The organism is Kosakonia arachidis (genome assembly GCF_900116535.1).
Taxonomy (GTDB): domain Bacteria; phylum Pseudomonadota; class Gammaproteobacteria; order Enterobacterales; family Enterobacteriaceae; genus Kosakonia; species Kosakonia arachidis.
The window spans coordinates 1,208,690-1,228,988 of record NZ_FPAU01000001.1 but is presented as its reverse complement, the minus strand read 5'-3'; the positions used below and the strand labels follow the sequence as shown (position 1 = coordinate 1,228,988).

The window sequence follows — 20,299 nt, the reverse complement described above, 5'->3', positions numbered from 1 at the left end:
TCAGTTCAGTATGTGGGGCTTTTTTGCTCCGTGCGGATATGCGTTAAAAGAGGCCAAAAATCGAGCTTGCGCCAACCAGTTCACGCACTGCATCCAGTATTATCAGAGCAAGAATCATCCAAATAAAAGGATTCATGGTTGTCACTCTGCTGTCTCTACTATGAGTGTAAAAACCTATACTTCTTATTATGGTACAAACTGGCAAAATGAAAGCCAGACTACTGTTTAAGGTAGTTACAGAAAAACGCTAACGAAAACAGAGGCATTATGGACAAGCAGAACTACCAGCAACTCACCCGCACTTTCCAGCGCCTGTCGCGCTTCTCTCACCTCTCCGCCATCGCCAGCTGGGACATGTTCACTATGATGCCGCCTGGCGGTAGCGCCGCACGCGGCGAAGCGCTGGCTGAACTCAGCGTACTGCAACACCAGATTCTGACGGATAAGCGTGTCGGGCAGTGGTTAGAGGCGGCAAAGCAGGAGATGCTGGACGAGATTGAACAGGCTAACCTGCGCGAAATGACGCGTCACTACCAGCAGGCGGCGCTGCTCCCGGAAGCGCTGGTCGAAGCACAGTCGCTGGCAGGCAGCAAATGCGAGCACGCCTGGCGCACACAGCGTCCGGCGAATGACTGGGCGGGTTTTAGCGCTAACCTGAAAGAGGTAGTCAAGCTTGCCCGCGAAGAGGCCAGCTTACGCGCGGCAGTCAAAGGCTGTTCACCGTATGATGCGCTGCTCGACAAATTCGAACCAGACATGACCAGCGCCCGCCTGGATGAACTGTTTGGCGAGGTGAAAAGCTGGCTGCCGGATCTCCTGGACCGCGCGGTGGCGAAACAGGCGCAGCAAAGGCTGATTGCGCCACAGGGGCCGTTTCCGCAGGCTGTGCAGCGCGAACTGGGATTACAGGCAATGCAGGTACTGGGCTTCGATTTCAATGGCGGGCGTCTTGATGTCAGCGCACATCCCTTCTGCGGCGGAGTGCCGGAGGATGTGCGTATTACCACGCGCTACGACGAAAATGAACTGCTGAGCGCATTGTTCGGCGTGGTGCATGAAACCGGTCACGCCCGCTACGAACAGAACCTGCCGCGTGCCTGGGCCGGCCAGCCAATCGCACAAGCGCGATCGACAGCGATTCATGAATCGCAAAGTCTGTTCTTTGAAATGCAGCTTGGGCGCAGCGACGCGTTCCTGCATCGCCTTCAACCAGCGATTATCGAGCGCTTTGGTATGCAACCGGCCTTTGAAGAGGGCAACTTCATTGCCTGGAACCAGCGGGTGAAACCGGGTTATATTCGCGTTGATGCCGATGAAGTTAGTTATCCGGCACATGTGATCCTGCGTTACGAAATCGAACGCGCGTTGATCGATGGCGATATTGAAGTGGAGGATATTCCAGCGCTGTGGAATGAAAAAATGCAGATCTGGCTGGGGCTTTCCACCGAAGGCAATTACCGCAATGGCTGCATGCAGGATATTCACTGGACCGATGGCGGATTTGGTTACTTTCCCTCATACACACTGGGCGCGATGTACGCCGCGCAGCTCTTCCATGCGGCACGCGTGGCCCTGCCTACACTTGATGAGGCCATTGCACAAGGTGATTTTAGCGCCCTGTTCGACTGGCTGCGGCAGAATATCTGGCAGCACGGCAGCCGCTTCAGCACCTCGCAACTTATTGAAAATGCAACAGGAGAAGCGTTAAACGCCAATTATTTCCGCCAGCATTTGACCCGCCGTTATCTCTGACGGCGTCGCGCCGGAACCTCCGTTTCGGCGCGGTACATCCCGTTTGTACATTCCGTTACATGCCGATACCAATGACTCACGGAAACCTCGCATTTACAGGGATATAGTTCTTTCAACGGCCCCGCAGTGGGGTTGAATGATGAAACCAATTCGAGGATATCAGAATGAAAAAAGTATTAGCTCTGGTCGTTGCCGCTGCTATGGGTCTGTCTTCCGCTGCATTCGCTGCTGACACCGCTGCCACCACTCAGGCTCCGGCTGCTGCTCCGACTACTACCACCGCTGCACCGGCTGCACCTGCTGCTAAAGCTGCTCCGGCTAAAAAAATGAAAAAACATCACAAAAAAGCAACTAAACCGGCAGTAGAGCAGAAAGCTCAGGCTGCAAAAGTGAAAAAACATCACAAAAAAGCAGCTAAACCGGCAGTAGAACAGAAAGCACAGGCTGTTAAAAAACACAAAAAACACGTTAAACACACTGCAACTAAACCGGCTGCACAACCGGCTGCATAAGTAAACGTGTCTGATTCCGGCGTCCTTAGCGGTACGCTGTGACAAGTCGGCGCTGAGCCCTTCGGGTGAGGCGCCGTTTTTCTCTGGAGGGCATATGCTGCGACGTTATCGTTTTGAACTGATTCTGTTAATGCTGATTATTTGCGCGCTTATTGCCATCCGTTTTTATCTTTACTGATGTAGCACGCTGATTTTACTCCCACTTTCCTCGCGTCCCGTCTATATTTATCTGGGCTTACGTTAATAATCATAATTACCCACCAGAGTGTGATATGCGAAAAACTGTTGTGCTGATGCTGGGATCGCTGTTTGTGTTTTCCGCTGCTGGTCATGCCGACGATGGCGAGGATGACGCAGTTAATGCCCGCGATGTAAAAACGCTTTTTTTTGGTCATGATGATCGTGTCCCGGTCCCAACACCAGCCAAATCGCCGTGGGATGCTATTGGCCAACTGGAAACCGCCAGCGGTAATCTGTGTACTGCCACCCTTATCTCTCCGCACCTGGCGCTGACCGCCGGGCATTGCCTGCTGACGCCACCGAACGGGAAAGCAGACAAAGCTGTCGCGCTGCGTTTTGTTTCGCAAAAAGGGACCTGGCGCTATGAAATTCACGGTATTGAAGGCCGTGTCGACGCATCGCTCGGCCATCGTCTAAAACCCGATGGCGATGGCTGGATCGTTCCCTCTGCAGCCGCATCGTGGGATTTTGGCCTGATCGTCCTGCGTTATCCGCCGTCCGGCATTACACCGCTACCAATCTTTGTAGGCGATAAAAACGAACTGACGGCGGCGCTGAAAACGGCTAACCGGAAAGTAACGCAGGCAGGCTATCCAGAAGATCATCTGGATACGCTCTACAGCCACGAGGATTGTATAGTCACTGGTTGGGCGCAAAATAGCGTATTGTCGCATCAGTGCGATACCCTGCCCGGCGACAGCGGTTCACCGCTGATGCTTAAAACCGATGCAGGCTGGCAGTTGATTGCCGTACAAAGCTCGGCACCAGCGGCAAAAGATCGCTGGCGCGCCGATAACCGCGCCATCTCTGTAACCGGTTTTCGTGACAAGCTGGAAGCGCTGGCAAAAGAGAGCGAGTAATTTAGCCCAGCCGCTGTAAACGGAGTTGCAGGATATCGTGCAGCGGCATCGGTTTACTGAAGTAATATCCCTGAAGCTGGTCGCAACCAGCCTGCTTTAAGAGTTTCACTTGCTTTTCATTCTCCACGCCCTCCGCCACCACCAACATACCGAGCGCGCTGGCGATGCGGATAGTCCCGCTTACCAGCGCCGAAGCCTGCTCATCGTCGTCCACCATCCCGGCCAGTGATTTATCAATCTTAATGGTATCGAAATTAAAACGTCGCAGATAACCAATACTGGAGTAACCGGTACCAAAATCATCCAGTGCCACCGCTGTGCCCAGCGCTTTTAAGTTGTCGATGGCCGAACGGGCGCGTTCGGGATTTTCCAGCACGTAGGTTTCCGTCACTTCCAGTTGCAGGCGGTGCGCTGGAAAGCGGCAGGTCTCCAGCACGCCGGAGACTTTGTTCTCGAATTCCGGATCGCGAAACTGCGCTGGCGAAATATTGACCGATAATTTCAGATCCTCTAACGGCTGGAGATCGCTGCAAGCACGGCGCAAGACAAACTGTCCCAACGAGTAAATCAAACCGCTGGTCTCTGCAATCGGAATAAATTCATCTGGTTTTAATTCTCCGTCAGGACGGCGCGGCCAGCGTGCCAGTGCTTCGATCCCCACCATCATCTGGCTTCGGGCATCGACAATCGGTTGATACCAGACATCAAACTCCTCGCGCTCCAGTCCGTCGCGGATATCGCTTTCAATCAATAGTTGTCGCTCGCGAGCGCTGTTCAGCGCTGCATCATAATGCGTTAGCCTGTCTTTGCCGGTAATTTTCGAGTGATACATCGCAATATCCGCACGGCGAAACAACTCAGAACTGGAGCACTCCAGCAACGTTCCGCTGGCGATGCCAATGCTGGCACCAATATGGATGGTGCGTTTACCAATGCGCACGGGATGATTCAGGTATTGCAGGACGTTATTGGCAAACTCGGTGGCATTTTCCACCGACCACGGCCCACTCAGGGTCATGGCAAATTCGTCGCCCCCCATCCGCGCCAGCATACCATTAGTCGGCACTTTCTCGCGTAAGGTCTGGGCTATGGTGACAATGAGTCGGTCGCCAACATCGTGTCCGTAAATATCATTCACATCTTTAAAACCATCCAGGTCGATAAATACCACGCTTATCGTGTCCGGATCGCCCATCGCGCCCAGGTGTTCAATGTTTTCGATGAGCGCCCGGCGATTGGGTAACTGGCTGAGCCAGTCCGTCAGGGCGATTTTGCGCGCCAGACTTTCTCCGCGCGCCAGCTTGTACAGTCCGGCACTGCTCAGCACGATAAACACCAAGATCAAGCCGGACGCCAACATCGCAATCTGGAAAATATTTGATGCTGCTGCCCTGGAGGCTTCTGCACCCGGCAGACGCGGCGTCCAGCTCAGATAACCGAGCACCTCGCCTGCCGAGTCGCGCAGCGGAACGCTGTTTACGCTGGTATTCTTTGGCGACAGGCGTAAATCTTTAATCTGGAAGGTTTTGCCAAGATCGCTGAAGGTCTGTGCATCCATATGGCGGGTAATCACCAGATAGCGGCGAGTGCCGTCGTAAATCTCAAGACGACCAACCATCGGGCGCACCAGCCCGATGCTAATAAACGCCACGCCGTCCCGAGTCTGTGTAATCCCGGCGTAGACCTCTTTCCCGGACTGAAGAAGTTGGATATGATCGCGGATCAGCGCCCACAATCCACTACCAAAAAAAGTGAGATCGTGCTCCGTAAAAAGTTTGCTGCGAAACGCGCCCCATAGCACGTTAAATTGCTCATCCAGTACAAAGGTGCCGTCATACAGATTATTGATTTTATAACCAGCCCCCCAGGTATTGTACAGCCACTGAGTATCCAGATGCGGTCGATAAACTTCCCGCACCGCATCGTCCCAGACCCCATTATCAATCACCAGTGAGCGGATTCGGTTAACCGATGTCTGAATCGCGCCTTGTACCGAGAGCGCGGTGCGACGTTCATCAATTTCATTGGCTTTGCTGCTAATTAAATGCAACGAGAGATAAAGCAGTGCAACAACCGAGACGATTAATCCAATCCCCGCCATAAAGGTCATTACAAATAGCGTCCTTGCGCTGGGAATATTGCGCCAGCTAAACGGATTGAACATTCACCGCCCCCTGCAGGTGGCCTGAAAAAGTCACGTTGCGGTAGTTAATGAGTAAAGCGTAATACAGTTTGCAACATTCGCTGCCCGTAAACGCGGGCAGCTTCACATCATGCGAGTTTAATCAGCAGCATACCCATAATTAACAGCAGAAGACCAAACCAACCTTTACGGTTCAGGCTCTGGCCAAAGAGGATCCAGCCCGCCACCAGCGTAGCGACAATACCAAATCCGCCCCACACCGCATAGGCCACGGAAAGATCGATCCCTTCCACTGCCTGTGACAGCGCACTAAACGCCGCCAGCACCGCCAACAGCGAGCCGCTACCGTACAGTTTGCGACGAAAACCGTCAGAGAACTTCAGAAAGATATTCGCCGTGATCTCCAGCCCAATAGCTATCGCCAGCCAGAGACCGTGGATCCACTCAAACTGCGGCATTATTTCGCTCCTGACGCGGTTTACGCGTCCCGGATTTAATCAGCACAATGCCCAACACCAACGTTACCAGCCCGGTCACTTTTAATACCGAGAGTTGTTCATCAAAAAGAAATACGCTGAACAGAGTAATGAATAATACGCCAATACCTTCCCATAAAGCATACGCCACACCAAGAGCAATTTTTTTCACCGCAAACGCCAAAAAAATATACGACAGCGCAATCATTATCAGCATTAATATAAATCCGGACTGGCTATCATTGATACTAGCCCATTTCATTGACAATGTGCCGGTTATTTCAGCAATAATAGCGAAGACCAGTAATATCCAATAAATCATTTTCTCTCCTGCTTGGGAATAAATATCCTTGAGCGGTTTGCCGCAGCGCGGAAAACCGGAAAAAGCAATATCGGCCGGACGCAGCACGCCAGCACAGGCAGGAGTAAACTATAGCGCCGTGCGCCAGTATTGTTCACCCGCAAGCGGGCAGCAGGAGGATTGATGACGGGGAAAAACAGAATTTAAAATGCTGAACAGAATGTCCATATAATTACAATTATCCGCGAATTGCTTCTCATCGTGCGGATGAAAATTGTCCTCAGTCGTTAAACACCAATTATTTCTACCACAGACCACAATTTTACTCAAAAGTTTTTCAATTCTTTACTCTGCTGCGGGATTTATATTATTTTTACAACGCATAGTTTACCGTCTTATATTACGCGGTAAATAATTCGCACCAGCCGATAACAGCTCACGACGAGGAAATATATGTCGCGGGTAGTAATCGTTGCCATGCCACTGGCAGAACATAAAAGGCGGCCACAGCCGGTTACTGGAAAAGGTGCAGCATTATTATTGCCATGGGTGGAGCGACGCCCTTATCCAGGCGCTGGCAGACACTGCGGTGGTCACCCTGCTACGCTTTGCCAGCCCCATTACGTCACCTTTACCACGCAACGCCTTTATTGCGGAGGTGTTGGTGGGCTATTTTTTGCGGAGCTGACCCGCGCCTCCGCCAGCAAATTCCAGGAGGTGATAAACAGCGCGGCAATTGTGGGTCCAAGAACAAAACCATTAATGCCGAAGAGTTGCAGGCCGCCCAGCGTGGTCAGCAGGATCAAATAATCCGGCATGCGAGTATCTTTCCCTACCAGCAGCGGGCGCAGAAGATTATCGGCCAGGCCAACGACGATCACAAAGTAGAGCGTCAGCGCCGTTGCCGTGACAAACTCATCGGTTGAATAGAGAAAAATCACCGCCGGGATCCAGACAATCGCTGTTCCCACCGCCGGGATTAACGACAGGAATGCCATCATTGCCGCCCACAGCAGGCTGCCGTTGAAACCGGCAAACCAGAACCCGATGCCGCCCAGCGCACCCTGTACGATGGCGACCACCAGTGTCCCTTTTACCGTGGCGCGCGCCACACCGGCGAATTTCAAAAACAGGCGACGCTTAATGGTTGCCGTCAGCGGCACAACTTCGTAGATCCGGCGTACCAGCGTTGCACCATCTTTCAGCAGAAAGAACAGTAGATAGACCATCAAAAATAAGCTAACGGTAATACCCAACGTGCCTTTACCGATGATCACTGCGCTGCCAGCCAGATAACGTCCGATGCTCAGCGCCACACCGGAGAGTTTTTCCCGAATCGCATTCACCGAATCAAAATCATTGTCGCGCAGATAGCCCTTCGCCCACTCCGGCAGATGAGCAATACCGTTACTTAATAGTTGCGGGAGATCGGTCGCATTATTTTGCAGACGTTGGTACAGGCTGTTGATCTCCACGGCCAGTGAAGAGAGCACCATCATCATCGGAATAAATACAATCACGCAAATCAGCAACACGGTAATCACCGAGGCGATGCCGTTACGCCCGCGCAGCCATACCGAGAGTCGCATGCGCAGCGGATAGAAAATCAGCGCCAGAATGATCGCCCAGATAATGGCGGAATAATAGGGCTGGATCAGGCCGAAAAACGCCACGCTGACCAGAAATAATAAAATGATGAAAAAGAAGTGATTACTTTTAAGTGTTAGTGTTGACATCCGGGCCGTCCAATGGAGAAACAGCCACTAAGTGTAGTGTGTTACTCATTGATTGTAAAAACAATCCCTGCGCTGATGGCTGTTTAGCGGTAATACTCTTTTCCTCTCTCATCAACTGAACGCCAACAAAATTTACTTACTAAACGCGTATTTAAGAATGAGACGATAAATCAATGCCATATTGCCGCTTATGATGAGACGACCAAATTATGCCAGGCGACACCAGGAATAGTGCATCGGCTATCTGGCTAACTGGTCGGGAAAAATAAGTTGGTTAATATTGGCAACGCAGTAACGCATTGTCGGGTTGTTTTATCCGTTATCTGTCTGTTTTGGTGATAAACATAGAAACACCTTTAAATCAGAAGGTTATTATTTCACAAAGAGGAGATACTGTATGACTATTGTAATGCTCATGTCTACCGATGCCGATATTGTTAACACACAACTGAATGGCGCCTGGAACCCGGTCACGAACAGATATACGTGGGCTCAGGTCAATCCCATGAATTTAAATATTATCAACGGCGCGACTATTGTGGTTATTGCCCATGGTAATGGTACGGAAATTGGTAACGCGGCCCCTGGCGTTGTCGATATTAATGCCGAGACCTTTCTTGCACTGGTTCAAGGGAATATGGCACACAACGCCGTTCCGGCAAGAATTTATATTTCCTCTTGCGGTCCTGGCATCGCAGAGTTTGCCGCTAATGTTCGCATAGCCGCGCAGAATAATCAGATTTGGCACAACACGCGTATTTTTGGTCATAGCGATCCGGTATCCGGCGCGGTACCGCCCGCCAATGATATCCGCTGGACGCAGATTTTTTAATCTACCTCCGGTGCTGATGCCAGGCTGTGATTAACACAGCCTGGCATCAGCACCATGTAACTTGCGATTAAGTCAGAAAAGGCATGTACAGTCAGAGAAAGAAAGCGCTGACGTGGATAAAGCAACGTAACCGGTACTGGATACGGCTTGCCAGTCGGACAGAACTTCGCTCCGTGTTCCCTTTTGTAGATGCTGATGCAACTTTCAGCCAGTTGTCCCGCCAGGAATCTTCAAGGCACATTTTGATAGGGAGCACCGTTTCATTAACAGATGCTTGTCTGCTCACAGATACGGACAATGCCTCAGTGCCATGCGGCATCAGCGAGATAAGGGTGAAGCTATCAGCCCCGGCGTCATTCTCACGCAAATGGCTGCATCAGCGCTCCCCGAAGAGAGCGCTAACAGGAAACCTGGATATCCCTCCCGGCTTATATTTTATTTTGAAAATTAGCAATTTTCTGGTGCTCAATAACGCTGGCAGATAAACAAATAGGAAAGTGGCCCGCCAATGAGATAGGAGCCTTCATCCACTTTATCAACATCCAGTTGGAGATAAGAAGGATCTAATGTAATTTCCGCCAGCAATAGATTAAAAAACTCATTCGGCGTATTATCGATTGTTGAAGTAATAATTTCATCTATTTTATATTTATAAGTATCATCATCTAGCTTAGCACCATTAATAAATACAATTCGCCTGTTAAGAATAAAGGTATGCCCATCGACTTCCGCCTGTCCATTTAATAAAAGATAACCATCGCTCTTTGTTTCAAACCGCAAATCATGGGAGATAGCAAATTCAATGTTCTTTTCCGCACTACGGCTGAGATCATATCGGCTAAATGTTGAGCAGCGAAAAGGGAAGTCTTTGTTTTTATGGCTCAGAAAATAAATAACTGAAAAAATCACGATTAACAATGCTGTCAGCGTACAAACAAGCGCTATATTGGTGCTCCTTTTCATTCCACTCTCCAGTCCATATAATAAAAATTGTCGCATGAAATGATGTGTCCACTATTATTAAGCTTACATGCTGACAGAATGGTTCTACCATAATTTTTGGTCGTCAGTGACGTTATTTTACCGAAATAAACTCTACGTCCAGGAACGCAAGATTGATTATTTTCACTGAGGATTTGAAGTATTTGTTTATCCTGTGACTGGCGTTCAATAATATCCGCTCCCTGCAACAGTACCACCTCGCATCCGCCTGCCAGCTTTACGATGCTTGACGGAATACTCAGTTCTGCAGACTGCCTCACAGAGTAATACCAAACAGCACTTCCCATAAGGGCTAAGGCAACAACGGCAAACAAAATGTTCCGGGTAGCAGTGAATGAGTGCTGTACAATGTTATCAGTAGCTTTTGACGAAATTAATACTGCGCCATTTAACTGCTTATCAGCCAAGGGCACTGCTGATGTATCGTCGGCTAAGTCATCAGCCACAATGATGGGTGCGACATACTCTCGCTCTATTTTAATGTCTGCGTTGAGGCGTATCCCAATTTTAGGGATTGTGATGATGAGATTCTCACATCCAAACGCAGCAAGCGCCTTACGTAGGATACTAAGATACTGGTTCAGGTTACTGTTCGATCCGCGGAGACCATATTTATCCCATACTTCGGTCAGCAAAGTATCTCGCGACAGAATTTCGCCATTAGCGTTTAGCAATTGCTCAAAAAGTCGACCTGCTGAAATGCTGAGATTCAGTGATTCTTCGGTAGGAATGTGATTTAGCGTGCAGTCATGTGAATTGTATGTAATGGTTTCATCGATAGTGTAAATCATTAAGAAATCACCGATTTCATGCTAATATTTCCGACATTATAATTCAATTTATTTAAAGAAGCACTATACCTACGTAAGTCTGCAAGCAAAACGCACTTATGTAGCCATTTCACTTAACTACTACGTAATTATATTGATTTTCCATAGCATGATAAAAAGCTATTTGGGTAAGTTAAACAGTTCAGGCTTGAATCAGATTGCACCCATGGTTATCGCAAGATCCATCCAGACCTGCGCAATCTACCCCGCGCGCAAAGTTGATTTGCTTGATATCACCCAAAATCTCTTATGTTAACTCCGACTGGCGAGCATGATTTAGTACCGGTAAATACATTTCTGGCGCAGCCCATCTCCAACAAGTGGGCTTAAACTCATACAGTGCACGTCCCACAAACAAGGTGCAGTACTGAGTCGTCAAAAATATTCCAGTACAACCTGGGGCTGAGCATTATTCCCCACTAGTGATACTTCACTACCTCATCCTGTTCCGCCCACGAAAATAGTGTCAGTAAATATCGCAAACAGGCTTTCACCATGTTATTGATTTACCGATCGTCAAATAAAAAAGCTTTCAATATAGTTATACAGATGTGCTTTCTCTTTATTTAAGATGAAAAATACATAAATATTACTCTTATTAAGAGACAATAGTCATTATCATTATATTATTAAATAGCTTTCCTGATCTGAGAAAATATTATTCACTATAGAATGGAGCTACTGAGATGAGAGTCGTCGTATTTCAAGGACAATATGGTGTTTTTAAACGCGAAGATTTAGATCTTTCCATGCCAGCGGTGCAAACTTGTTTGGGGTTGTATGCCTTATCCGATCAGCACGATTACCTGCTATGCGCGCATTTCGACACGGGGCTGAGGCTGCAGCAGAATCTTGAAGATATACAGTGTGCACTGACACGGAAAGCGATCACTATGAAAAGTATGCACAGCGTGGTTTTTGGTGGCGACGGAAAGCAGAGTTATCTGCGCTGTTCTAAACCCAGCAGCGATATTGGCCATGCCATCGTTAATTTTATAAAAGCCCGTGGCGGTACCGCTGAATATTCATCCCAGTATTATTCCGGCATTATTCCCCAAACGTTTAACTTTTACTACAAACGACGTTATGGGATCACAGAAGGTGAAAACTGCAGAGATTTTATGGGCGCTCATCCGCAGGCCAGGAATATTGCCAGACAGCGGATAAAACTCACACCGAGAGAGTATTCACCAGCACAGGCAAAAATGACGGATATTAGCAATTTGTATTATTAAACCGTGGGCGCTATGCAGAAACCGACCAGTGGGAGGACATACAGACATCACGCCAGACCATCAGCGGCTACGTTTGGCGTGACGTTCCCAATTATCCAGTTTTGCCTGCTCCGACTTACGCAACGCCACGTAGCAGGCGCCGTTGCCACCGTGATGCGGCAGCGCCGCACAGAATGCCTGAACGTCATCAAACTCGGCTAACCAGCGCGCCAGATAACTGCGCACAATATTCGGATGCGAGCCGTCTTCCCGACCCTTGCCATGAATAATGAACACATTGCGCAAACCATCAAGCCGTGCCTGGTGCATAAAGCGGAACAGCATCTGACGACATTGCTCAACCGGCTGGCGTAGCAGATTAAGGCTTGCCTGCTGGCTGTATTTCCCCTGCCGTAGCTTATCCAGCACACCGTTCTGCAACCCTTCACGTTTAAACTCCAGTGGCGTACCGAGAGGGATAATGTCAAGAAAACCGGTGGTGAGAAAATTATCAAGCTGCAGGGTGTCGATACGCTGGCGCACGCGAGGATTAGGTGTTCGCTGCCAGTGTACATCCGCACGGCGCTTCAGGGGCTGAACGTCCTCCATGGCGTCAAGAAAAAGCGATTTATCAGGGTTCATCAGGCCGTCCTCAATCAACTTCTGCTTATGTACTATAACGGGCGTGCAGCGCCCTCACAATGGCCCGCCAGGATTTACCTTAAGTTTGACAAACAGTTGAGGTTTTCGCCTGTTTAATGGCAGTAAAATAACCATAATGAATTTGAGAGTATGAATTGAACTTAACGCAAATTATTATCACGACGCCGACCTGGATTTTAGTTAAATTATCGTGAAATCAATCACCATTTCATACTGGAAATATTTATAAGCACCGCTATAACTATATTTACCGCACACGGAGGATATTGCAGGAAATAACGAAAGGAAGCGTCATTGTGTGTACTGTAGAGCCTGACAGATGTCGGCAGGCTCTATTTTTTTATCATCGAGAATAGATGATATATGATCTATTAGTTAACGATATATTGTCTCTTTGTTATTCTGTTTCTCACCTGAATATGGCGGAATAAACGTACTTTCGGGGTATGGTGACACGGCAAGTCGTCTGCTAGGATTAGCACACTTTGCCACGGTTAAGGATGCCGAATGTTGACGCTACTTGAGGATAAAATATCCACCCCGCTTGGCCCACTATGGATAGTGTGTGACGAAAATTTTCATCTGCGCGCCGTAGAGTGGGAAGAGCACAGCGATCGCATGAATAAGCTGCTGGATATTCATTATCGCAGTGAAGGCTATCAACGCACTACCGCAACGAATCCTGGCGGATTGAGCCAGAAATTGCAGGACTACTTTGACGGCGATCTGGCTGTTATCGACATCCTCCCCACGGCGACCGCCGGTACCCCCTTCCAGCGTGAGGTATGGCAAGCGTTGCGCACGATCCCGTGCGGCCAGGTGGTGCATTATGGTCAGTTGGCGAAAACGCTGGGGCGCGCAACGGCCGCGCGAGCGGTGGGCGCCGCCAATGGTTCAAACCCGGTCAGTATTGTCGTACCCTGCCACCGTGTTATTGGCAGCAATGGCACTATGACTGGCTATGCAGGCGGCGTACAGCGCAAAGAGTGGCTGTTACGTCATGAAGGCTACCTGCTATTGTGAGAAAAAGCGCATAAAAAGCCTTTTTATTAGGAAGTCTTGCGATAAAAGCTTTAACGAAGTGAATGAATTTCAATAAGATGATGTCGATCCATCTCATTGAAGTTCGCCCGCCTGTTTTAATAATCGTGAATTGACGTTTTACCAGACTTACGTGCTCAAGAAAAAGATGTTAAAATTGACAAATATCAATTACGGCTTGAGCAGACCTATGATCCCGGAAAAGCGAATTATACGACGCATTCAGTCAGGCGGATGTGCAATCCATTGCCAGGATTGCAGTATTAGCCAGCTTTGTATCCCTTTTACGCTCAATGAGCACGAGCTGGATCAGCTCGACAACATCATTGAGCGTAAAAAGCCCATTCAGAAAGGTCAGACGCTGTTTAAAGCAGGGGATGAACTGAAATCGCTGTACGCAATCCGTTCCGGTACGATTAAGAGCTACACCATTACCGAACAGGGCGACGAGCAGATCACCGGCTTCCATCTGGCTGGCGATCTGGTCGGATTCGACGCGATTGGTACCGCTCATCATCCCAGCTTCGCGCAGGCGCTGGAAACCTCAATGGTTTGTGAAATCCCGTTTGAGACGCTGGACGATCTTTCCGGCAAAATGCCCAACTTGCGTCAGCAGATGATGCGTCTGATGAGTGGTGAAATCAAAGGCGATCAGGATATGATTCTGTTGCTGTCGAAGAAAAATGCTGAAGAGCGTCTGGCGGCTTTTATCTACAATCTCTCGCGTCGTTTTGCTCAGCGCGGCTTCTCACCGCGTGAATTCCGTCTGACCATGACCCGTGGCGATATTGGTAACTATCTGGGGCTGACGGTAGAAACCATTAGCCGCCTGCTCGGCCGCTTCCAGAAGAGCGGAATGCTGGCGGTGAAAGGTAAATATATCACCATTGAAAATAGCGATATGCTGGCGCAGCTGGCTGGCCACACGCGCAACGTCGCCTGAGTTTTTCCCCTGCCTTCAGATCCTTTGCCGGACTGTGTAATTTTTGTGATTTATTGATCTGGCAAAGGGTTTTCCCTGTTTCATTCAGTACTTATGGGTTATCTTTTATTTACAGACTGTGGTGACAGATGTAAGGAGACCCTGTATGGCTAAGTATCAAAACATGTTGGTCGCTATCGATCCTAACCAGGACGATCAGCCAGCATTACGGCGTGCTGTGTATTTGCATCAACGGATTGGTGGCCGTATTAAAGCCTTTTTGCCAATCTATGATTTCTCTTACGAAATGACCACCCTTCTGTCCCCCGATGAACGCACCGCTATGCGGCAAGGCGTAATCAGCCAGCGTACTGCGTGGATCCGTGAGCAGGCAAAATTTTATATTGATGCGGGCGTGCCGATTGAGATCAAAGTGGTCTGGCATAACCGCCCTTTCGAAGCCATCATCCAGGAAGTGATTTCTGGTGGCCATGATTTATTGCTGAAAATGACCCACCAGCATGATCGGCTGGAATCGGTTATTTTCACCCCAACGGACTGGCATCTGTTGCGCAAATGCCCTTGTCCGGTATGGATGGTCAAAGATCAGCCCTGGCCGGAAGGTGGTCGTGCCGTGGTGGCGGTCAATCTCGCCAGTGAAGAGCTATATCACAATTCACTGAACGAAAAGCTGGTCAAAGAGACGTTGCAGTTGGCCGAACAGGTCAACCATACCGAAGTGCATATTGTCGGTGCTTATCCGGTTACGCCAATCAATATCGCCATCGAACTGCCGGAATTTGATCCCAGCGTGTACAACGACGCTATACGTGGTCAACATCTGCTGGCAATGAAAGCGCTGCGGCAAAAATTCAGCATTGATGAGAAACTGACGCATGTTGAGAAAGGGTTACCGGAAGAGGTGATCCCGGATCTTGCCGAGCACTTACAGGCCGGGATTGTGGTGCTGGGTACTATAGGGCGCACCGGGATTTCTGCGGCGTTCCTCGGTAATACGGCCGAACAGGTGATCGATCATCTGCGCTGTGACCTGTTAGTTATCAAACCGGATGAATACCAAAGCCCGATCGAACTGGACGACGAAGACGATTAAAGGTAAACACGCGATAAAGTGAACCCCAATTGTTGGGGTATCAACCTTTCGGGGTTCACTTCAAGTAAAGCAGTTTTTTATACTACTGGTTCAACGCGCTGCTCAGTCGACGGGTTTTCTACCGCCAGCCCGCCTTTTACCACCACGCACGGCAGCGCCAGCGCGATCCCCTCTTCTGCCAGTTTTTCTATAATACGGATATTAATTTCCTGCTGAATATCCATGTACTTGTTGTAATCCGCCGTGTTGACGATATGCACGACTTCAACATTCAGCCGATCGGCGGCGAATCCCTGAAAATGCGCGCGGTCAAACTTCGTTTCACCCACGTCGGTAATGATGGTCCGCACCATCTCACTCACTTTCCGCAGTTTGTTCGGCGGCGTACTGACGTCCAGACCGAAGGTGAAAACGATACGTCGCGTCTGCATGCGCTTATAGTTATGCAGCGTTTGTTGCAGCAAAATCGCATTGCCGCAGACGATTTGCTCGCCACTCAGGCTACGGATACGCGTAGTTTTAAGGCCAATATGCTCAATGGTGCCTGCAACATCGTTAAACACCACGAAATCGCCAATTTCGAAGGGCTTATCAAAGCCAATGGAGAGCGAGGCAAAGACATCGCTTAGGATAGTCTGTACAGCAAGCGCAATCGCAATGCCGCCAACACCGAGGCTGGCAACCAGCGCGGTGATATTGACTCCCGCGTTCGCCAGAATCGATAGCAGCATGATGGCCCATAGCATCATGCGTAGCAACAGACCGGCAATCACCATGGTCACGGGATTTCGGCTTGCACCAGGCGTATACATCAAATGGCGCATCCACGACACCACGCCCTGATCAAGCCAAATGGCCATCTGAATTGCCAGTACTAAAAACCAGGCGTGTCCGAGGGTGTTAAACAGTCGGTCGGGGAGATCGATGAAACGCAGGCTAAAGAGTAACGCAGCAATAAAGAGCAGAAATTGACTGGTGCGGCTGAGCATATCGATCAGCACATGCTGCATTTTGCCGACTGCCTGTTGTTTCTCGCGCCGATTATGCGCCCCTTTCATCACCATCTTCAGTAAGCGCGTAAACAGCCAGTAAACCACCAACGTGACCACCACCACTGTCGCCAGGCTAGCCCAGAATGCGGGTGACATCAATAAAGATATAAAGTCAAAATGAGGTAAAAACGTCATCCTTCCTCCGTATAAACACATGAAGAAAGAAGTATAGTTGCTCTGCCCATTCGGGTTTCGGGCAAAAAAATACCGCTCCGAGGAGCGGTATATATAAGCGGTATAACTTACAGCGCTTTGAGGATTGCATCAACGCTAGCTTTGGCATCGCCAAACAGCATCTGCGTATTCTCTTTGAAGAATAGCGGGTTCTGTACGCCAGCATAGCCGGTGTTCATCGAACGTTTGAAGACAATGACGTTCTGCGCTTTCCATACTTCCAGCACCGGCATCCCGGCAATGGGACTCTTCGGATCGTCCTGCGCCGCCGGGTTAACGGTATCGTTAGCGCCGATCACCAGCACCGTATCGGTATCAGCGAAATCATCGTTGATCTCATCCATTTCCAGCACGATATCGTACGGCACTTTCGCTTCTGCCAGCAGCACGTTCATATGGCCCGGCAGACGCCCAGCGACCGGGTGAATACCAAAGCGCACTTTCACGCCGCGCGCACGCAGTTTTTCGGTGATTTCCGCCACCGGATACTGCGCCTGCGCCACCGCCATACCATAGCCCGGGGTGATGATCACTGAATGCGAATTTTTCAGTAGCTCGGCAGTCTCTTCTGCGTTAATTTCGCGATGCTCGCCTACTTCTTCATCACCACCGGATGAAGAACCGTCGGTACCAAAACCACCGGCAATCACGCTGATAAAGGAGCGGTTCATCGCCTTACACATAATGTAAGAGAGGATCGCACCCGACGAACCGACCAGCGCACCGGTCACTATCAGCAGGTCGTTGCTGAGCATAAAGCCCGCCGCCGCCGCCGCCCAACCGGAGTAGGAGTTCAGCATGGAAACCACCACCGGCATATCTGCACCGCCGATGGACGCCACCAGATGCCAGCCGAACACCAGCGCAATGATGGTCATCAGCAACAGTGCCAGAGCTTGCAGGCCAACGCTGTGGGTACGGACAAACACCAGCAACAGAACAAAAGAGACGATCAGCGCCGCAAGGTTCATTTTGTGACGATGCGGCAGCATCAGCGGTTTAGAAGAGATCTTGCCGCGCAGCTTGCCGAACGCCACGATGGAACCTGTAAAGGTCACCGCACCAATAAAGATACCGAGGAACACTTCGGTCAGGTGAATATTCAACAGCACCGGTTCCAGGCCCGCATCGTGGTACAGGTAGCTGTTAAAGCCGACCAACACCGCCGCCAGACCGACAAAGCTGTGTAGCACTGCTACCAGCTCCGGCATTTGGGTCATTTCTACTTTCTTCGCCAGGCGAATACCGATCGCGCCACCAATGATCATGGCCACCAGAATCCAGGCAACGTTGCCGGTGTCTGGGCCAAATATGGTGGCGATCAGCGCAATCGCCATCCCGGCGATACCGAAGTTATTGCCCTGCTGGGAGGTTTCGTGCTTAGAAAGCCCCGCCAGGCTGAAAATAAACAGGATCGCGGCAACAATGTATGCAGCAGTAACTAATCCTCCAGACATCTGTTACCCCTTAGTTCTTGCGGAACATTTTCAGCATGCGCTGAGTGACGGTGAAACCACCAAAAATATTAATGCTGGCAATCAGTACCGCAATAAAGCTTAAAAAGCTGACCCAGCCACCATGGCCGATCTGCAATAACGCGCCGACGACAATAATGCCGGAAATCGCGTTGGTTACCGACATTAGCGGCGTATGCAGCGCATGCGACACATTCCACACCACGTAGTAACCCACTACGCACGAAAGCGCGAAGACAGTAAAGTGGCCGAGGAACTCTTTCGGCGCGACATTCGCCAGCCAGCCAAACAAAATGATCGCCAGCGCCATCAGCGCATATTTACGCCACGGCGAGACCGGTTTGGCTTCTTCTTTCGGTGCTGCGGTTACTTTTGGGGTTGCCTGCGGCTGTGCTGAAACCTGAATCGGCGGTGCTGGCCAGGTGATTTCGCCGTCGCGAACTACGGTTACACCGCGCACCACGACATCATCAAAGTTGACCACTACGTTGCCGTCTTTTTCAACACACAGTAGTTTCAGCAAGTTCACCAGGTTGGTGCCGTAAAGTTGGGAGGACTGCGTCGGCAAGCGGCCTGGTAGATCGGTATAACCAATCACTTTCACGCCGTTGGCCGTGGTGCTGATTTCATTCGGCACGGTATATTCGCAGTTACCACCGTTTTGCGCCGCCAGATCGACAATTACGCTACCCGGCTTCATGGAATCGACCATCTCACGGGTGATCAGCTTCGGTGCCGGTTTACCAGGGATAAGCGCGGTGGTGACGATAATATCGACATCTTTCGCCTGCGCAGCAAACAGTTCCATCTCCGCCTTGATAAAGGCTTCGGACATCACTTTTGCGTAGCCGTCACCGCTGCCCGCTTCCTCTTCGAAATCGAGCTCAAGGAATTCGGCACCCATACTTTGCACCTGTTCCTTCACTTCCGGACGGGTGTCGAACGCACGGACAATCGCGCCAAGGCTATTTGCGGCGCCGATGGCGGCCAGGCCAGCGACGCCCGCGCCGATCACCATCACTTTTGCCGGCGGAACTTTCCCTGCCGCAGTGATCTGCCCGGTAAAGAAGCGCCCAAACTCATGCGCAGCTTCAACAATGGCACGATAACCTGCGATATTCGCCATTGAGCTGAGCGCATCCAGTGACTGCGCGCGCGAGATACGCGGCACGGAATCCATCGCCATCACAGTCACGTTGCGCGCCGCCAGCTTCTCCATCAGCACAAGGTTCTGCGCAGGCCAGATAAAGCTGACCAGCGTCGTGCCTGGATTGAGCAGCGCGATCTCTTCATCGTCCGGCGCGTTCACTTTCAGGATCACGTCGGAATGCCAGACGTTGCTGCTATCGACTATCGTTGCCCCTGCCAGAGTAAACGCATCGTCATCAAAACTTGCCAGCTTGCCCGCGCCGCTTTCAACCGCAACGCTGAAACCCAATTTAAGCAATTGCTCGACCGTTTTCGGTGTCGCCGCAACGCGGGTTTCATTGGCCAACCGTTCTTTAGGTACACCAATACGCATAGTTTTCCCTTCCATCGGATTTAGATGATGGTTTGTCAGTCGTCCCGAAGGCATTTACCTCTGTTTTCACAAAAGCCCCGGAGAATAAAACAGTAACAAACTTTCTATAACCTACTGAAAATAACGCCTGTGATCCACAACCGAAAAAGAGAAATTGTTCTTTTATCGGCGAATATGAAAGGTGAAGGGATTCTGGCAGGGTTATTTTCCTTAAATTCGCTATAACAGGCCGATATTCCGCTCAAGCGAAGCGGCAAAACACGATTAATCTCCAGCGAAGAGTCGCCATTTAACAATATATTAACGTTAAAAGTTGTATGCTATATCGATTTTGCTGGTCAAGCGTCTGTTTTTTCAACATATCACTAAAGGTTATCGTTTTTTGCCTCCTCATCACACAGTCAGTGAAAAATGACGCAGACAGTAGCGATGTTTAAA

20 protein-coding genes and 1 pseudogene are annotated in these 20,299 nt (G+C 50.0%); 9 read left to right on the top strand and 12 right to left on the bottom strand.

The genetic code is table 11. From position 1 onward, the window contains the following. Window positions 1-43: 43 nt before the first annotated feature. Window positions 44-136, bottom strand: coding sequence for a KPN_01571 family protein (locus tag BM427_RS26300; protein ID WP_208809146.1), 93 nt, complete (start codon window positions 134-136; stop codon window positions 44-46). A 131-nt stretch (window positions 137-267) separates the two neighbouring features. Between BM427_RS26300 and BM427_RS06010 the strand changes: the two genes are divergently transcribed. The 4 genes from BM427_RS06010 (at window position 268) to BM427_RS05995 (ending at window position 3,364) form a co-directional block, all read left to right on the top strand. Then, the gene (locus BM427_RS06010; protein WP_090120062.1) at window positions 268-1,752 is read left to right on the top strand and encodes a carboxypeptidase M32; all 1,485 of its coding nucleotides are present in this window, start codon (window positions 268-270) and stop codon (window positions 1,750-1,752) included. A gap of 164 nt (window positions 1,753-1,916) precedes the next feature. Beyond that, a complete protein-coding gene (asr, locus tag BM427_RS25210; protein WP_139234381.1) occupies window positions 1,917-2,264 on the top strand; it encodes an acid resistance repetitive basic protein Asr in 348 nt (115 codons plus the stop codon). 94 nt (window positions 2,265-2,358) lie between these two features. Continuing rightward, the gene (ydgU, locus tag BM427_RS26560) at window positions 2,359-2,442 is read left to right on the top strand and encodes a small membrane protein YdgU (protein ID WP_090120058.1); all 84 of its coding nucleotides are present in this window, start codon (window positions 2,359-2,361) and stop codon (window positions 2,440-2,442) included. Between the two features lie 94 nt (window positions 2,443-2,536). Then, window positions 2,537-3,364, top strand: coding sequence for a trypsin-like serine peptidase (locus BM427_RS05995; RefSeq protein ID WP_090120056.1), 828 nt, complete (start codon window positions 2,537-2,539; stop codon window positions 3,362-3,364). Between the two features lies 1 nt (window position 3,365). Here the strand turns inward: BM427_RS05995 and BM427_RS05990 are convergent, their stop codons facing one another. From BM427_RS05990 to BM427_RS05970, 4 genes are all read right to left on the bottom strand, one after another. Beyond that, entirely contained in the window at window positions 3,366-5,528 is a 2,163-nt protein-coding gene (locus tag BM427_RS05990; RefSeq protein WP_090120053.1) for a bifunctional diguanylate cyclase/phosphodiesterase, read from the bottom strand. Window positions 5,529-5,635: 107 nt separating this feature from the next. Beyond that, a complete protein-coding gene (mdtI, locus tag BM427_RS05985; protein ID WP_090120051.1) occupies window positions 5,636-5,965 on the bottom strand; it encodes a multidrug/spermidine efflux SMR transporter subunit MdtI in 330 nt (109 codons plus the stop codon). Next, the gene (mdtJ, locus tag BM427_RS05980; protein ID WP_090120701.1) at window positions 5,952-6,305 is read right to left on the bottom strand and encodes a multidrug/spermidine efflux SMR transporter subunit MdtJ; all 354 of its coding nucleotides are present in this window, start codon (window positions 6,303-6,305) and stop codon (window positions 5,952-5,954) included. Before mdtJ ends, mdtI begins: the two co-directional genes overlap by 14 nt. A 626-nt stretch (window positions 6,306-6,931) precedes the next feature. Then, window positions 6,932-8,020, bottom strand: a complete 1,089-nt coding sequence (locus BM427_RS05970; protein ID WP_090120048.1) for an AI-2E family transporter — start codon at window positions 8,018-8,020, stop codon at window positions 6,932-6,934. A gap of 397 nt (window positions 8,021-8,417) precedes the next feature. Between BM427_RS05970 and BM427_RS05965 the strand changes: the two genes are divergently transcribed. Next, complete coding sequence (locus BM427_RS05965) at window positions 8,418-8,852, top strand: hypothetical protein (RefSeq protein ID WP_090120022.1); 435 nt, start codon at window positions 8,418-8,420, stop codon at window positions 8,850-8,852. Here the strand turns inward: BM427_RS05965 and BM427_RS26450 are convergent. From BM427_RS26450 to BM427_RS05955, 3 genes and pseudogenes are all read right to left on the bottom strand, one after another. Continuing rightward, window positions 8,849-9,198 (bottom strand): annotated as a pseudogene (locus tag BM427_RS26450) (hypothetical protein); the annotation flags it as partial. The gene BM427_RS05965 and the pseudogene BM427_RS26450 overlap by 4 nt on opposite strands. 119 nt (window positions 9,199-9,317) lie before the next feature. After that, entirely contained in the window at window positions 9,318-9,815 is a 498-nt protein-coding gene (locus BM427_RS05960) for a FidL-like protein (RefSeq protein WP_090120020.1), read from the bottom strand. After that, the gene (locus BM427_RS05955; RefSeq protein WP_139234380.1) at window positions 9,812-10,645 is read right to left on the bottom strand and encodes a transcriptional regulator; all 834 of its coding nucleotides are present in this window, start codon (window positions 10,643-10,645) and stop codon (window positions 9,812-9,814) included. Before BM427_RS05955 ends, BM427_RS05960 begins: the two co-directional genes overlap by 4 nt. Before the next feature lie 725 nt (window positions 10,646-11,370). On the opposite strand from BM427_RS05955, the gene BM427_RS05950 reads away from it, so the two are divergent. Then, window positions 11,371-11,919, top strand: a complete 549-nt coding sequence (locus BM427_RS05950) for a hypothetical protein (protein WP_090120018.1) — start codon at window positions 11,371-11,373, stop codon at window positions 11,917-11,919. Between the two features lie 60 nt (window positions 11,920-11,979). On the opposite strand, the gene smrA is transcribed toward BM427_RS05950, so the two are convergent. Further along, window positions 11,980-12,540 carry a DNA endonuclease SmrA gene (smrA, locus tag BM427_RS05945; protein WP_090120017.1) on the bottom strand — a complete coding sequence of 187 codons (561 nt, stop codon included), beginning with the start codon at window positions 12,538-12,540 and terminating at the stop codon, window positions 11,980-11,982. A 528-nt stretch (window positions 12,541-13,068) separates the two neighbouring features. On the opposite strand from smrA, the gene ogt reads away from it, so the two are divergent. The 3 genes from ogt to uspE all read left to right on the top strand — a co-directional run bounded on the left by ogt (window position 13,069) and on the right by uspE (window position 15,638). After that, window positions 13,069-13,584: a methylated-DNA--[protein]-cysteine S-methyltransferase gene (gene ogt, locus BM427_RS05940; protein ID WP_090120015.1), complete on the top strand. Its 516-nt coding sequence runs from the start codon at window positions 13,069-13,071 to the stop codon at window positions 13,582-13,584. Between the two features lie 208 nt (window positions 13,585-13,792). Continuing rightward, window positions 13,793-14,545, top strand: coding sequence for a fumarate/nitrate reduction transcriptional regulator Fnr (gene fnr, locus BM427_RS05935; protein ID WP_007374819.1), 753 nt, complete (start codon window positions 13,793-13,795; stop codon window positions 14,543-14,545). Window positions 14,546-14,690: 145 nt separating this feature from the next. Continuing rightward, a complete protein-coding gene (gene uspE / locus BM427_RS05930; protein ID WP_090120014.1) occupies window positions 14,691-15,638 on the top strand; it encodes a universal stress protein UspE in 948 nt (315 codons plus the stop codon). A gap of 77 nt (window positions 15,639-15,715) precedes the next feature. Here the strand turns inward: uspE and BM427_RS05925 are convergent, their stop codons facing one another. From BM427_RS05925 to pntA, 3 genes are all read right to left on the bottom strand, one after another. After that, a complete protein-coding gene (locus BM427_RS05925) occupies window positions 15,716-16,825 on the bottom strand; it encodes a mechanosensitive ion channel family protein (protein ID WP_090120012.1) in 1,110 nt (369 codons plus the stop codon). A 107-nt stretch (window positions 16,826-16,932) separates the two neighbouring features. Next, complete coding sequence (pntB, locus tag BM427_RS05920) at window positions 16,933-18,321, bottom strand: Re/Si-specific NAD(P)(+) transhydrogenase subunit beta (protein WP_090120010.1); 1,389 nt, start codon at window positions 18,319-18,321, stop codon at window positions 16,933-16,935. Window positions 18,322-18,331: 10 nt separating this feature from the next. Further along, the gene (gene pntA, locus BM427_RS05915; protein WP_090120008.1) at window positions 18,332-19,861 is read right to left on the bottom strand and encodes a Re/Si-specific NAD(P)(+) transhydrogenase subunit alpha; all 1,530 of its coding nucleotides are present in this window, start codon (window positions 19,859-19,861) and stop codon (window positions 18,332-18,334) included. Window positions 19,862-20,299 lie beyond the last annotated feature (438 nt).

What these genes read in the sequence shown, in the direction of transcription:
- BM427_RS05970 (WP_090120048.1), bottom strand. Translation starts at nt 8,020, where the DNA reads ATGTCAACACTAACACTTAAAAGTAATCACTTCTTTTTCATCATTTTA.
- BM427_RS05955 (WP_139234380.1), bottom strand. Translation starts at nt 10,645, where the DNA reads ATGATTTACACTATCGATGAAACCATTACATACAATTCACATGACTGC.
- mdtI (WP_090120051.1), bottom strand. Translation starts at nt 5,965, where the DNA reads ATGCCGCAGTTTGAGTGGATCCACGGTCTCTGGCTGGCGATAGCTATT.
- BM427_RS05960 (WP_090120020.1), bottom strand. Translation starts at nt 9,815, where the DNA reads ATGAAAAGGAGCACCAATATAGCGCTTGTTTGTACGCTGACAGCATTG.
- ydgU (WP_090120058.1), top strand. Translation starts at nt 2,359, where the DNA reads ATGCTGCGACGTTATCGTTTTGAACTGATTCTGTTAATGCTGATTATT.
- BM427_RS05950 (WP_090120018.1), top strand. Translation starts at nt 11,371, where the DNA reads ATGAGAGTCGTCGTATTTCAAGGACAATATGGTGTTTTTAAACGCGAA.
- pntB (WP_090120010.1), bottom strand. Translation starts at nt 18,321, where the DNA reads ATGTCTGGAGGATTAGTTACTGCTGCATACATTGTTGCCGCGATCCTG.
- BM427_RS06010 (WP_090120062.1), top strand. Translation starts at nt 268, where the DNA reads ATGGACAAGCAGAACTACCAGCAACTCACCCGCACTTTCCAGCGCCTG.
- mdtJ (WP_090120701.1), bottom strand. Translation starts at nt 6,305, where the DNA reads ATGATTTATTGGATATTACTGGTCTTCGCTATTATTGCTGAAATAACC.
- BM427_RS05995 (WP_090120056.1), top strand. Translation starts at nt 2,537, where the DNA reads ATGCGAAAAACTGTTGTGCTGATGCTGGGATCGCTGTTTGTGTTTTCC.
- pntA (WP_090120008.1), bottom strand. Translation starts at nt 19,861, where the DNA reads ATGCGTATTGGTGTACCTAAAGAACGGTTGGCCAATGAAACCCGCGTT.
- uspE (WP_090120014.1), top strand. Translation starts at nt 14,691, where the DNA reads ATGGCTAAGTATCAAAACATGTTGGTCGCTATCGATCCTAACCAGGAC.
- asr (WP_139234381.1), top strand. Translation starts at nt 1,917, where the DNA reads ATGAAAAAAGTATTAGCTCTGGTCGTTGCCGCTGCTATGGGTCTGTCT.
- smrA (WP_090120017.1), bottom strand. Translation starts at nt 12,540, where the DNA reads ATGAACCCTGATAAATCGCTTTTTCTTGACGCCATGGAGGACGTTCAG.
- BM427_RS05965 (WP_090120022.1), top strand. Translation starts at nt 8,418, where the DNA reads ATGACTATTGTAATGCTCATGTCTACCGATGCCGATATTGTTAACACA.
- BM427_RS26300 (WP_208809146.1), bottom strand. Translation starts at nt 136, where the DNA reads ATGAATCCTTTTATTTGGATGATTCTTGCTCTGATAATACTGGATGCA.
- fnr (WP_007374819.1), top strand. Translation starts at nt 13,793, where the DNA reads ATGATCCCGGAAAAGCGAATTATACGACGCATTCAGTCAGGCGGATGT.
- BM427_RS05990 (WP_090120053.1), bottom strand. Translation starts at nt 5,528, where the DNA reads ATGTTCAATCCGTTTAGCTGGCGCAATATTCCCAGCGCAAGGACGCTA.
- ogt (WP_090120015.1), top strand. Translation starts at nt 13,069, where the DNA reads ATGTTGACGCTACTTGAGGATAAAATATCCACCCCGCTTGGCCCACTA.
- BM427_RS05925 (WP_090120012.1), bottom strand. Translation starts at nt 16,825, where the DNA reads ATGACGTTTTTACCTCATTTTGACTTTATATCTTTATTGATGTCACCC.